Source organism: Pseudoalteromonas sp. J2K-J599, from assembly GCF_059295115.2.
Genome location: NZ_CM200271.1, coordinates 1416304 through 1429424 on the forward strand (window position 1 = coordinate 1416304; position 13121 = coordinate 1429424).

The following is a 13121-nucleotide window of genomic DNA, read 5'->3' on the forward strand; positions in this document are numbered from 1 at the left end:
GTTGAATTTGCAGCAGACTGTTTGGTATTTAGGCAAGGTAGAGTCTATGTAGTGTGGTTATTCCCCATAAATAGGCGATAACGCAGCATAAATGCCAAACATGCGCTGCCCTTTGGGTTCTTTCTAGGGACGATTAACTCTTTGTTGCTCGGTTTTGACTTAGCCCGCTAGGTTACAAACCTCACGCCGCGATTAAATCGACCCTAGATTGAACAAATTTCAATCCACAAAGGTCAACACGCCCTAGAACCAGCATAATATGTGCTGGTTACTATTTTACTAAGCCGCTTTAATAGCGGCTTTTTTATGTATCACTAATTCATAAACAAAAGGGTTCTCATGAGAATTTTAGTTATTATTGCAGCGTTATTTTTAACTGCCTGTAATACCACGCAAGGCATATCAGTATATTCATTTACTAACTCAGAGGTTGAATCTGTACTGGGTAAGCAATTACCAAAGTTAAGTGAAAAAGTAAGCTTAATGGGTTTACCAGTTCAGTTTGATGTAAACGACTTAAGTGTCAACATTGGACCTGATAACCGCGATGTTGTTGTGCTTGGTGCCGATTCTAGCGCTGAAATTAATGCATTCGCTCTTAAATACCCTGTGCGTTTAAAGCTGCAAATTGAAGGTAGCCCATTTTACGACAGTGAGAAAAAAGCAGTGTTTTTACGTAATATTAAATTACTTGATTCGAGTGTAGATGCCGGCGGTTTTAAAGGTAATTTAGGTGCGCTTGATAGCCAAGCAATGGATGTTATTAATGCTTTTTTAGCGGTTAACCCAGTTTATACTCTAAACATGGATGACCCTAAAATGATGCTACTTAGTAAACTTCCACTTGATATGAAAGTGGTTGAAGGCGCAATTAAGCTAGTACCTCGTCTATAAGTAGATCTACCTACTTACAATATACGTATTGATTAGCCTGACTTTCAGGCTAATTAGGTTTTAATATTATGGCGGCTCCTCGTACTGTCCCCACTTCTCGGCTTTCTCGATTTGCAAAATTAGGCTCACTTGCCACAGGTGTTGCTACCAACATGTTAGTTGATGGTGCTAAGAGCGCGCTAACTGGTAAAGGTTGGGATAATAAAAGCTTACTGCTACAACCTAAAAACATTGAAAAACTAGCCACACAGCTATCACATTTACGTGGTGCAGCAATGAAACTAGGGCAATTGCTTTCAATGGATGCGGGTGATCTACTTAGTCCTGAATTAGCTCAGTTACTTGCTTTACTTCGCTCAGACGCGAACCCAATGCCTCATAAGCAGCTTGTTGAAGTGTTAAAAGAGCAATGGGGGGATGAGTGGCTAGCGCGTTTTTCTCATATTGAGTTAAGACCTTTTGCAGCGGCTTCTATAGGGCAAGTTCATTTAGCTTATAAAGAAAATGGCGTTCAGCTTGCTGTTAAAATTCAATACCCTGGTATTGCTAAAAGTGTAGTAAGTGATGTCGATAACGTTATTTCTTTATTAACGATTTCTCGTTTATTGCCAAAAGATCTTAATATTAAACTACTTATTGGTGAGGCTAAGGCACAGTTATTAGCTGAGGCTGATTATAAACGTGAGGCTCAGTACTTAATACGTTATAAAAATGCATTAGCAACTAATCCTCACTTTAAAGTACCCAACGTATATCCAGAGCACAGCACACAACAAGTGCTAACTATGGAATATATAAAAGCAGAACCTATTGAGAGCATTACAGAGCTACCAGATAGTCAAAAAAGCTTTGTTGCAGAGCAACTTATTGATTTGTTTTTTAAAGAAATGTTTGAATTTAAATTAATTCAAACCGACCCTAACTTTGCCAACTTTCATTATCAGCTTGAGACCCAAAAAATTGTTTTATTTGATTTTGGTGCAACGCGAGAAATATCAACCGAGCTTAGCTTAGCGTACTTAGCCTTATTTAAAGCGGGTAGCGAAAACAACCGAGAAGGTGTACTTAAAGCGGCATCACACATAGGTTATTTTAAAAATGACTTAGTTGACGAGTATAAAAACAACGTCATTGATTTATTTTTAATGGCGTGCGAGCCGCTAAGAGCAGAAGGGGAATTTGATTTTAAAAATAGCGAACTCGCGCTCAAAATTAAAAATGCAGGGCTTGCCCTTAGTGCGCAATCTCAACAATGGCATACACCGCCCGTTGATGCGCTATTTATCCACCGAAAACTTGCAGGACTTTATTTAATAGCCGCAAGGCTAGGTGTAAAAATAGATGTAAAAACGTTATTTAAGCACTATTTATAGCGTTTTAACTTACGCGTAAGTGCACTTTAAGTAATGAGTGCACTTAGCGTATAAAATTGCCATAATGCTCGCGATATTTCGCGAGGCGTATTTATGATAAAACAATTTTTAAACGATCCTAAATTATTGCTAAACGCAGTAGGTGAGGGCATATACGGTTTTGACCTATCGGGTAATGCGGTATTTGTTAATCCTGCCGCTGAGCGCATGACAGGTTGGTGCGCTGAGGAACTATTAGGTAAAAAAATACACCAATATCATCACCATACTCATGCTGATGGCACACCTTATCCCGCTGATGAATGCCAAATTTACTGCACCATGTTTGATGGAAAACGTCGTGAAGTTAAAAATGAAGTTTTTTGGCGTAAAGACGGTAGCTCATTTGCAGTTCAATACACTTCAACACCGGTTTATCAAAATGATAAGTTAATTGGTGCTGTAGCGGTATTTCGCGATATATCACTGCAACAGCAAACACAAAATGCACTGCAAGAGGCACTTGAGCAAGTAAAGCATTTAAGTGAGCAGCTAAAAGATGAAAATAACTACTTAATTGCAGAACTTAACGAAGATTGGCAAGACTCAGGGCTAGTTGGACAAAGCCATATATTTCAAACCATGTTAGATCAAATAAAACTGGTGAGTGAAACCGACAGCACAGTGCTTATACTTGGCGAAAATGGCACGGGTAAAGAGTTGGTAGCCCGTAACTTGTATAGGCTAAGCAAACGTAGTGAGCAAGCCTTTATAAAAGTAAATTGCGCTGCATTTACACCGAGCTTGCTAGAGTCGGAATTGTTTGGCCATGAAAAGGGCGCGTTTACAGGTGCCAATGACCGCCGTAAAGGGCGCTTTGAACTTGCTGATAAAGGCACCTTGTTTTTAGATGAAATAGCAGAGCTTCCACTTGAGGCGCAAAGTAAATTACTGAGAGTCCTGCAAGAACAAGAGTTTGAGCGTGTGGGTGGCAGCAACACGCTAAAAGTAAACATTAGAGTAATTGCAGCGACTAATCGCGACCTGTGGGAAATGGTACAAAAAGGCACGTTTAGAATTGATTTGTATTATCGGCTCAATGTATTTCCTATAAAAGTACCTGCCCTTAAAGATCGAAAAGAAGATATTCCTTATTTATGCGCTAATTTGATTGCGCAGCTAAATAAACGGCTCGGGAAAAATTTAAAAGGGCTAAGTAAAAAAGCAATTACGCAGCTGCAGGCTTACGATTGGCCAGGCAATATTAGAGAGCTGCAAAATGTACTTGAACGCGAAGCTATTTTATCTAATCAAGCGGTACTTCAGCTAAGTCAGCCTTTGCAAGCGGGTGGTGAAGTAGTTATTAATCCTTCACTTACGCTCGATGAAGCGCAAAAGCAGCATATAACCTCTGTTCTTGTGTTATCGCACTGGCAAATATCAGGTGATAAAGGAGCGGCAGTTAAATTGGGCTTACCTGAGAGTACACTACGCTCAAAAATGCGAAAGTTAGGGATTGCTAAAGATTCGTGATATATCGCGAAGTGCGTTTAATGTCGCGAATTTTATTTTATTGCTTTGAAATAAACCGTTTAATATCAATAATGTAAATAAATTTCAGCTTGGTCTGAAAGTTGCAAATGCTTGCGTAATACCCGTCATTATGAAGCAAGTACTATGAAGTTTGATATTAAAGAAGAAGACATGATCATTAAGCCCTATAACACCGAAGGGCCAATTTATATCCGCGAGCAAAAAGGATTTTTTCAGCGCATACGCCGTAATTTAGGTTGGCTGTTAATGCTAACTTTTATTGCAATACCGTGGATCCAATATAACGGTCAACAAGCTGTGCTGCTTGATGTGGCAACGCAAACCTTTACTATTTTTGGTTTAACACTCCTTCCTCAAGATTTTATGATTTTAGCCCTGCTATTCATGGTGGGGGCTTTTGCGTTATTTTTTGTAACCAACTGGCTTGGTCGGGTTTGGTGTGGATACACGTGCCCGCAAACAATATGGATGCTCATGTTTTCGTGGGTAGAGCAGCGCATAGAAGGCACGCGAAATCAGCGAATTAAATTAGATAAATCTCAGTGGACGCTAAGTACTTGGCGCAAAAAAATAACTAAGCACAGTGCGTGGATTATTATTTCAGTTTTAACCGCCACCTCGTTTATGGCGTATTTTATTCCAGCAAAAAGTTTGTATATGGAAATGCTTACATTTGAATGGTCAGGTATTACGAGCTTTTGGGTGTTTTTATTCGCTTTTTGTACTTACGGTAATGCAGGGTTTTTACGCGAAAAAATGTGCACGATTGCTTGCCCGTATTCTCGTTTTCAGGCTGTTATGTTTGATAAAGATACGTTGCTTGTTACCTATGATAGCAAGCGCGGTGAAAGCCGAGGACCACGTAAACGCAAAGCCGATCCAAAAGAGCTTAACTTAGGTGACTGTGTAGACTGTAACTTATGTGTAGAGGTTTGCCCGGCAGGTATAGACATTCGAAATGGCTTACAATATGAATGTATAAACTGTGGCTTATGTATTGATGCTTGCGACGATACCATGGAGAAATTTGGTTATCAAAAAGGCTTAATTAAATACGCCAGCGAAAAACAAATGGAAGGCAAAAAAACCAATCCATTTAGATTAAAACTAATAGGATACGGCGCATTAACGGCTTTGTTAATCATTTCTATGTTTGCATGGATGCTGCAACGCACACCAATAGAAGCCTCAGTACTACGCGATAGGAATGCGCTTTATAGAGTGAACTACGAGGGCTTGGTAGAAAACCCTTATACACTTACTATTATTAATAAAACGCAGCAAGCACTGCATTACAGTATTGCCATAGAGGGCTTGCCAGAAGCAACACTCTCAAGTCCAAGTTCTACACTTATACAGCCAGGTGCAATGAAAAGAGTCCCCGTTACTGTAACAGCCGATGGTTACAATATTGCGCACAAAGTGAGTAAGTTACAATTTATAGTAACAGCGCAAGAAGATGCCAGCATTACTATAACCAAAGACAGCCAATTTTATAAAAATTAGTACAGTATATAAGCTCTATATAAACAACGACTTGAGCTCTACCTAGCTCAAGTCATTGTTTAATTCATTTAAAATAAAATGCTTTGCAGATTCTAGATTATCAAAAAGACAATCTTTGAAAGAAACGTCTCTTTTGGCGTTTTGCATTATTCGTTGCATTTGGCTTATAGCAATAGGTGATGTAAGCACAAACGCGCTAATTAAACAGTTATTCTGCTGCATGCTGTGGCTTATGGCTACCATTTCTTGCTCGGCTTGTGGGGTTGCTGCTACAACGTTTGATGAGTCACTTATATAACCCCATTTCTCGCCTTTAAATGATTGAATGGTTTCAAAAAGCGCTGTTTTAAAATTACTTAAAAGCTCAAGTTCTAGGTTTCCGCTAAATTGTGCAATAACTATATTATTTTTAAGCGATAAATTAACGTGTCCGTTTTCATTTTTGTATTCCATTAATACCTCCTAAATTAGCTTTTTATCTAAATTTAGTTTAGCTGCCAAGAGGGTACAAGCGGCTGCAAACTTATTAAAGTGCTTTAATATAGTTAAGGGCGCTTTTAATAACCGCTACTTGCGCCAAAATACATTCTTCATCTGTGGCTGTTGGACTATCAGGGTATACCTCTGTTGTGGTTACATAGGGTGCATCTGTAAAGCCCATACACAAACCTAAATCGTGTGCTGCGTAATTAATAACGCCAAATTGCTCTTGAGGGACGCCTATTAGCTGGTTATTTTCATCACTCGGTGCAATGTGCGTGACCTTTGCTACATCTTCGATAATTACTTTTTGAAATTCAGGCTCAGGCTTATTGGTATCGGCCACTAAATAAAACCCATCAGGTATGTTCCAATTAGTGTTTGTTGTGCCTTCACGGGCAGCAAGTGCGGGTCTAAATTCACTGTTATCGCTGTCGGTTGTTTCGTGTAAATCAATATGAGCAACTAAGTCTACATTGAGTGATTTTACAAACGCCATAATAGCTGCTGACTCTTGTGCTGGGCTGCCTTCGTAAAATGAGCGGTTAGGATCAATAGCATCAGGGTTCCAGCGGTTTATAGTTTCATATCCCCAAGGGCTAATGCAGGGCGCAACAACAATATTAAACTGCTCTGAGTGTTGCATAGCGGATGTTTTAGCAAATCTAAGTGCGCCATGTACGCCACTGGTTTCGTAGCCATGTACACCACCGGTGATTAAAACAGTTGGCTTATTGGCATTAAAGTTAGGCGTTTTTAATATATATAATGGGTAAGTACCAGCGGCGTAATTAAGCTCGCCGTATTGCTCTATATCTAAGGTGCTTTTAAGGTCATTAATTAGCGTTACGACTTCGTTTTGGTAACTGCGTTTAATGTTTTGGCGTGCTAACCACTGGGCTTTATCGCTGTTATTCCATTTTTTGCCTGGTGTGCCAATAGGGTATGTGCTGTTAGTCATAATAAACCTTTATATCAACTGTTATTTGTTCTCCTATAAATAAGGAGGGCAATTACAATTGGTAAAATTACTTAATAAAGGCGTAGCTTAACGCTGAGTAAATTAGCGTGCAAATTAAAACGTTAAAGTCATATTTTTAATAGCGCGTGATTGCTGGGCTTTAATATAACTTTGGTTTGCGAACTCACCCGAAATACTACCTAGTCGTTCACGCTTTACACTAACTGTTAAACTACACGTTTTACTTTGATCTACTTGCGAGCTGCTAAACATATCTAAGCTTTGCAAATCTATTTCAAGGCGCGAAGTACTAAGCGCAAAAAGCATTGATTGTAAAAGTGTTTCATTATTATTGTTAGTGCAGCTACTGCTAAGTTCTACTTGACTAGTACTATTGGGATCAGTGCCATCTAACTGAACTGTAAGGGGATTATTAATACTAAAAGTTTGGTTGTTACTCGGGGTTAAAACAATAAAATTTAAAGGTAGTTCCACACCTGAATTCGCATTTATGCCATCGTCTCGTTTAAGTTTTATATCAAACTGTTGGTTATCATCAGTAGCATTTATATACGCTTGGTAATCAACGTCTAAAAAGTCGGTATCTTTTGTAAGTACAGTAGCAGTGTTATTAACAACAGCTTGCAATGAGTCGCTATCGCTTAAAATAATGTTTGAGCCATTAGCATCTCCCGCATTTAGCTCTGCGTTAACACGCGTGCGGTTACCGTCAGAAACCAGCTCAAAGCCTGCCCAAATTCCTTTTGTTTTTACTAAATTCGACTCTGTTTCTGATGTACAGGCGCATAATAATAAAATTAAAGCAGTTGTGGTAATGCACTTTTTAAGCATGTTAGCTCCTTTTAACCACTGAATTAGCTATAAGTAATTGTTTAATTGCGGATATACCTGGTAAATATATTAAGTGTATTTGTGCATTGTTACACAACACACTATCTGTAAATGTTTAAAATTGTTAATGGTTGTGAGTAAAATGATAACATTAAGTTTTAAAAGTCAGCCTGCTAAGAGGTTGCTTGATAAATGACTACTATTTAGCGTTAAATGTAATATAAAAGAGTATGTTACAATCAAGCCAAAGCATATCTTCATATTGAGTATTATGGCGCAGTATATTGCTACTCCAAGTTGGCTAGGCCGTTTTTTTACCCGTATTAAACACGTAACTATTGAACAAGAGCGCCTTGTTGTGCATTTTAGAAGTGCTCCCGCACGGACATTTTTAATTAAAGACTTTGATAATTACTCAATACTTAAAAATCGTTTATTTAGCGCCAAAATTAATTTGTGCGATAGTAGCAATACATCAATTAGCTTTTTAAACAAAGCACAAGCTAAGTCTTTAAATACCGCCCTTAATACGCAATTTTCAGCCATGCTTGAGCAAAAAGTAAATAACGCCAAGGCTTTGCTAAAGCGTTATGCTTTAGATGAGTTTTTACGTGATAGTTCCATGAAAATACTTAATAACGAAGTATTTTTACTTGCTAAACAATACGCTCAAAGTACAAATACATGGCAACAACACTTATCGCCAAGCAGTATTAAATTTTTAAATATACTGAGCTCCACACCCAATACTCACGATGCAATCGCACAGCTGCGCCATAAATATGAAAAAAAACAGCTAACTCTTAAAAATGACTTTTTTAATCAAGTAGAGTCAAATCCATTAACAACAGAGCAGCGCTTAGCGGTTATACGCGATAACGATAAAAACCTAGTATTAGCGGCAGCAGGCACAGGTAAAACATCTGTGATGGTCGCAAAATCGTTAGATCTAATAGCGTGTGATATTGCCAAGCCTGAGCAAATTTTGGTGCTGGCCTATAATAAAACAGCAGCAAATGAGCTTAAAGAGCGCTTTATTAAACGCGCCACGTATGCAAAATTGCATACCAAAGCACCCACTATTTTAACGTTTCATGCGCTTGGGCTTAAATTATTACAAAGTGCTAAAAAGCCAATCGAATTGTCAAAATTTGCAACCGACCCAGTTCAATTAAATAGTTGGTTAACTGGGTGGGTAAGTAAAAAAATACAAACCGAGCCACAGTTTTTAAAAGCATTTGTAGATTTACTCCATGAGCCGATTGATATATTTAGCTTTAAAGATAATGCACAGTACGAGCGGTACGTACGCGATAACGAATACCGTAGCCTTGCGGGTCATAAAGTAAAAAGTTATCAGGAAGTGCTTATTTCAAACTGGCTACATTTGAATTGCGTGGCGCACAGTTATGAGGTGAATTATCACTTTAATCAAGGCGCAGAGCTAAGTGGGCAATACCAACCAGACTTTTATATACCTCAATACGATATTTACTTAGAGCACTTTGGCATTGATAGGCAAGGGAATACTCGTGCCGATATAGATAAAAAACACTATAACGAGCAAATTGCATTTAAGCGTAAGTTACATAAACAAAATGGCACCACTTTACTCGAAACCTTTCATTACAACTGGGTAGAAGGAAAGCTAGAGCAAACTCTCGCTAAACAATTAAAGCAGCATAATGTTGAATTAACACCTTTAAGTAACGACGAAATATTTCATACTTTAAATAACTCAGGACAGTTACAGCAAGGCATTGATAAGTACATAAAATGCTTACAAGCTATTCGAGTGGAGCAACTAAGTGATAAGCAAATAGCGCAGCGCATCAAGCAAAGTGGTATTAAAAACTATCAACAATATGCAAACTTGTTAGTGCAAATTCATGACGCTTATATAAATGAACTAAGCACGCAAAATGCCATTGATTTTGACGACATGATTATTCAAGCAACAAAGGCGATAGTAAGCGGAGATTTTAATATTCCATGGAGCCACATTTTAGTTGATGAGTTTCAAGATATATCAAGTGCGCGTATGGTTTTTTTAAATGCCACATTAAAATATGGCAAAGGAATACGCTTTACTGCGGTAGGTGATGACTGGCAAGCAATTTATCGGTTCTCGGGTGGTAATTTAGCGCTTACTACATGCTTTAATGAATTAGTGGGCAGCCACTCACTTACTATGTTGCAAAAAACATTTAGATATAACAATAGTATTAGTGATGTAGCGGGGCGCTTTGTAATGCAAAACCCTGAGCAATATAAAAAGCAGATCAGCACACATACGCAAGTAACCACACCACAAGTTATTTTGTTAGACGATTTATACCAAGGCACTAAATCGATAGAAATAAAAGTACAGCAGAGCATAAGCACTATTCAAAAAAACGATGCATCAGCGAGCATTGCCATACTTAGTCGATACCGATACATGTTAAATAGCGTGCAGCAGCATTTAAAAGATAAAAAGCATACAAACCCTCTTTATTTTTGGACATTGCATAGCGCTAAGGGGCTTGAAGCCGATTACTGTATTATTATTGGTTTTGAACAAGGTAAATTAGGGTTTCCTAGCGATAATCAAAATAACGTCCTGGTGGAGTCGTTATTACCAGTGCAAGATGAATTCACTCACTCAGAAGAAAGGCGTTTGCTTTATGTAGGTATTACGCGCGCAAAACATAAAGCGTATTTAATTGCAGACCCTTATGCATGCTCAGCGTTTGTAAAAGAACTAGTAAATGACGATTATCCTATTCAAATCGGCTCCACGTTGTTTAACAAGTCGCAACTAAAGCAAAGAGAGTGTAATACGTGCAGCGACGGATTAATTGTGCCAAAAACGGGTCAGTATGGTGATTATTATAGCTGTACTAATACGCAGATTTGCGAAACTAAACTACGAGTGTGTAAAAGCTGTAGTAGCCCATCAGTTGATAAAAGCACGTATTCACAATGTGTGAATACAGAGTGTAAAACGCAGCATCCAATTTGTGAAAAGTGTGGTCGCGAAATGCGTAAACGTAAATCTAAGCACGGTGAATTTTTAGGGTGCAGTGGTTTCGCGCTTAAAGAGGATAACTGTAAAAACACTCGAAAAATGAATGTTTAATGGCTAACGAGCAGGTTTACACCTGTCTATTTTATAGAACAATGTAAATAGAAATTATATTCATTTGATTGATTTTAACAAGTTATCAATGTCTAATAGAAGAATGAGCTTTAACTGTTGTTTATTATGCATTTTTTCAATAGGTTCTTTTTATTAAACGATCACTATTCAGCCCCTGATCAGGTTGCTAATTGGCGAGTAAGTGCACTGCGCATTATTCTATCATTAGTAATGGTGTTATGTTTTGCTGTGGTGTGCCACACGTACGCAAGCGCTATTGAGTTTAACTTAATTTATATTGTTGTATTAACAAGCAGTTTTTTTGCGACTGTATGCGGTTTGCTTATAGCAAGTAAGCGTTTTTATCACTTCAGCGCTCATGTACTTTTAGTAGCCATTGTAGCTGCTAGCGTGTCAATGAACTTATTTTTAACAGACCTAGAGCTTGCTAAAGTGGGCTCTATGTATATGTATTCCTGCCCAATAATAGCACTTATGCTACTTGGTTATAGAACAGCCCTTGCTTATGGCGTATTAAATATTGTACCGTTTTATATGATCATCAATAACGTTGATGTATCGGGCTTAACTGGCATTGCTCAGCAACTTCCCGATGCCAGCTTATACATTACAGGGCTAATATTCTTATTTTTTAACATTTGTATTCCCCTTGCTGTGGCACGCACAATTGTGGCTGCTAAGCGTTTAAACAAAACAATGATAAGCGCTAATACACACCTTAAAGATAAAAATGAGCTTTATCGAAGTCTGTTCACCGAATCAAATAAAGCCAAAATTATTGTTGACGAAAATCTTGTCATTACTGATTTTAATCAACACGCTATTGATATGTTTGGTATAAAAAAAGAATTAAAAGAAGAATGCGTTAACCTTTCTCATTTATTTCCTACTTTAGTTTTTGACGCCCCTAATGCTCAAAATAAAATTGTGAAGTACAAAAAAAGCTATTTTAAAGCCTGCTACCAACAAATAACAATGAGTACTAACTACCGTGTATACGACTTTTACGATTGCACGCAAGAACAGCTCATTAAACAAAATTTATCGATGATGGAACAAGAAAATAAACGTTTACGCTTTAGAGACTCGCAAACAAAACTACCTAATAGAGAATGGTTTGAGCTGCAATGCGACAGATTAACAAGCAAATACCAAAAAGGTTTTTTTATCGTTGTTACCCAAAGTGCAAATAGTGAATACTTAAATTTAAAGCTCACTAAAGCCGACTCTCAAGCATTACTTATTAACGCGTACAAGCGTTTAAAGGCGATGGCAGATGGGCCGTTGTTGTGTGCCCATATAGGAGTAGGAAAGCTTGCTTTTATAATTGGCGCAAACTCGCAAAACGAGCTTGAAGATAAGCTATTAATGCAAATAAAAAATACATTAGATAAAACTTATAATGTGTTTGGCACTAAGTGTCAGCAATCATTTTTATTTGGTTTTGCAAAGTATCCTGATCACGGAAAAAACAGCACAACAGTACTTAGCAATGCGTGCGAAGCACTTAAAGTTGCAAACTGTAATATGCCTCTAAGTGGTTATAACGAAAAACAATCACAAGCTTTTATCGAAAAATACGAAATTTCGATGTTATTAGATGAAGCGCTTCAGCAGGGCGATTTGTCGGTACACTATCAACCTAAAGTAGATGCAACGGGTAAATGTATAGGGCTTGAAGCTTTAGCGCGTTGGAACAGTCCTATACTAGGTAATGTGTCGCCAGTGGTATTTATTCCTATTGCCGAAGAATACAGAATGGTCAGTAGGTTAACCGATCTGATTATTCAAAAAGTCTGCGCTCAAATTTCCAATTGGACTAAGGCGGGTTTACCGAGTGTGCCGGTGGCAATAAATATATCTCTAATTGATTTTAGCCAAACCGATTTTATGTCAAAACTGGTTAAATACCTTGCCGACTTCAACGTAAAGCCACCTCAAATAGAGTTAGAACTGACTGAAACCTCTCTTGAGGCAAACCAAGCGCATTCGCTAAAGCTTATGCAAACACTGCAATCGTGGGGTTTTACTATTTCGGTTGATGATTTTGGAGTGGGGTATTCTAATATTGCACGCCTTGCCGATTACCCTATTAACAAGCTCAAGTTAGATCGCTCATTAATCAGCCAAGTAACAAGCTCTACGCGTCAAAAAAGTTTAGTTAAAGCGGTGCACGTTATGTGTGAAGAGCTTGATATTAAGTGTGTAGCCGAAGGAGTAGAAACCCAAGAGCAAGTAGCAATAATGGCGCAAATGGGGTGTAAAGAATTTCAGGGCTTTTACTTTGCGAAACCAATGTCAGCCGAAAATTTTGCAGAGCATGTTAGCCGCCATGGCTTAGTGTTTAACCCCAAAGAGGTGACGGCTCAACTTTAAATGT

General features: G+C 38.1%; 9 protein-coding genes. 6 read left to right on the top strand and 3 right to left on the bottom strand.

All coding sequences use genetic code 11. The features are described from left to right. The first annotated feature begins 339 nt into the window (after window positions 1–339). The 4 genes from AC5NT5_RS06460 to ccoG all read left to right on the top strand — a co-directional run bounded on the left by AC5NT5_RS06460 (window position 340) and on the right by ccoG (window position 5306). Entirely contained in the window at window positions 340–894 is a 555-nt protein-coding gene (locus tag AC5NT5_RS06460; protein ID WP_002960677.1) for a YceB family lipoprotein, read from the top strand. Window positions 895–962: 68 nt separating this feature from the next. Next, the gene (locus AC5NT5_RS06465) at window positions 963–2267 is read left to right on the top strand and encodes an ABC1 kinase family protein (protein WP_182693060.1); all 1305 of its coding nucleotides are present in this window, start codon (window positions 963–965) and stop codon (window positions 2265–2267) included. A gap of 93 nt (window positions 2268–2360) precedes the next feature. Then, entirely contained in the window at window positions 2361–3779 is a 1419-nt protein-coding gene (locus AC5NT5_RS06470; protein WP_182693059.1) for a sigma-54 interaction domain-containing protein, read from the top strand. A gap of 144 nt (window positions 3780–3923) precedes the next feature. Then, window positions 3924–5306, top strand: coding sequence for a cytochrome c oxidase accessory protein CcoG (gene ccoG / locus AC5NT5_RS06475; RefSeq protein ID WP_182712924.1), 1383 nt, complete (start codon window positions 3924–3926; stop codon window positions 5304–5306). A gap of 42 nt (window positions 5307–5348) precedes the next feature. Here ccoG and AC5NT5_RS06480 read toward each other — a convergent pair whose 3' ends face one another. The 3 genes from AC5NT5_RS06480 to AC5NT5_RS06490 form a co-directional block, all read right to left on the bottom strand. Further along, on the bottom strand, window positions 5349–5759 hold the full coding sequence (locus AC5NT5_RS06480) for a hypothetical protein (protein WP_494514357.1): 411 nt from the start codon (window positions 5757–5759) through the stop codon (window positions 5349–5351). 73 nt (window positions 5760–5832) lie between these two features. Then, window positions 5833–6747 carry a M14 family metallopeptidase gene (locus AC5NT5_RS06485; RefSeq protein ID WP_494514358.1) on the bottom strand — a complete coding sequence of 305 codons (915 nt, stop codon included), beginning with the start codon at window positions 6745–6747 and terminating at the stop codon, window positions 5833–5835. A 114-nt stretch (window positions 6748–6861) separates the two neighbouring features. Further along, a complete protein-coding gene (locus tag AC5NT5_RS06490; protein WP_494514359.1) occupies window positions 6862–7599 on the bottom strand; it encodes a hypothetical protein in 738 nt (245 codons plus the stop codon). Between the two features lie 271 nt (window positions 7600–7870). Between AC5NT5_RS06490 and AC5NT5_RS06495 the strand changes: the two genes are divergently transcribed. Both AC5NT5_RS06495 and AC5NT5_RS06500 read left to right on the top strand, forming a co-directional pair. Next, complete coding sequence (locus tag AC5NT5_RS06495; protein ID WP_494514360.1) at window positions 7871–10720, top strand: UvrD-helicase domain-containing protein; 2850 nt, start codon at window positions 7871–7873, stop codon at window positions 10718–10720. Between the two features lie 126 nt (window positions 10721–10846). Then, window positions 10847–13117 (top strand): putative bifunctional diguanylate cyclase/phosphodiesterase, encoded by a 2271-nt coding sequence (locus AC5NT5_RS06500; protein ID WP_494514361.1) that lies wholly within the window; start codon window positions 10847–10849, stop codon window positions 13115–13117. The last annotated feature ends 4 nt before the right edge of the window (window positions 13118–13121 follow it).

What these genes read in the sequence shown, in the direction of transcription:
- AC5NT5_RS06460 (WP_002960677.1), top strand. Translation starts at nt 340, where the DNA reads ATGAGAATTTTAGTTATTATTGCAGCGTTATTTTTAACTGCCTGTAAT.
- AC5NT5_RS06465 (WP_182693060.1), top strand. Translation starts at nt 963, where the DNA reads ATGGCGGCTCCTCGTACTGTCCCCACTTCTCGGCTTTCTCGATTTGCA.
- AC5NT5_RS06470 (WP_182693059.1), top strand. Translation starts at nt 2,361, where the DNA reads ATGATAAAACAATTTTTAAACGATCCTAAATTATTGCTAAACGCAGTA.
- ccoG (WP_182712924.1), top strand. Translation starts at nt 3,924, where the DNA reads ATGAAGTTTGATATTAAAGAAGAAGACATGATCATTAAGCCCTATAAC.
- AC5NT5_RS06480 (WP_494514357.1), bottom strand. Translation starts at nt 5,759, where the DNA reads ATGGAATACAAAAATGAAAACGGACACGTTAATTTATCGCTTAAAAAT.
- AC5NT5_RS06485 (WP_494514358.1), bottom strand. Translation starts at nt 6,747, where the DNA reads ATGACTAACAGCACATACCCTATTGGCACACCAGGCAAAAAATGGAAT.
- AC5NT5_RS06490 (WP_494514359.1), bottom strand. Translation starts at nt 7,599, where the DNA reads ATGCTTAAAAAGTGCATTACCACAACTGCTTTAATTTTATTATTATGC.
- AC5NT5_RS06495 (WP_494514360.1), top strand. Translation starts at nt 7,871, where the DNA reads ATGGCGCAGTATATTGCTACTCCAAGTTGGCTAGGCCGTTTTTTTACC.
- AC5NT5_RS06500 (WP_494514361.1), top strand. Translation starts at nt 10,847, where the DNA reads ATGCATTTTTTCAATAGGTTCTTTTTATTAAACGATCACTATTCAGCC.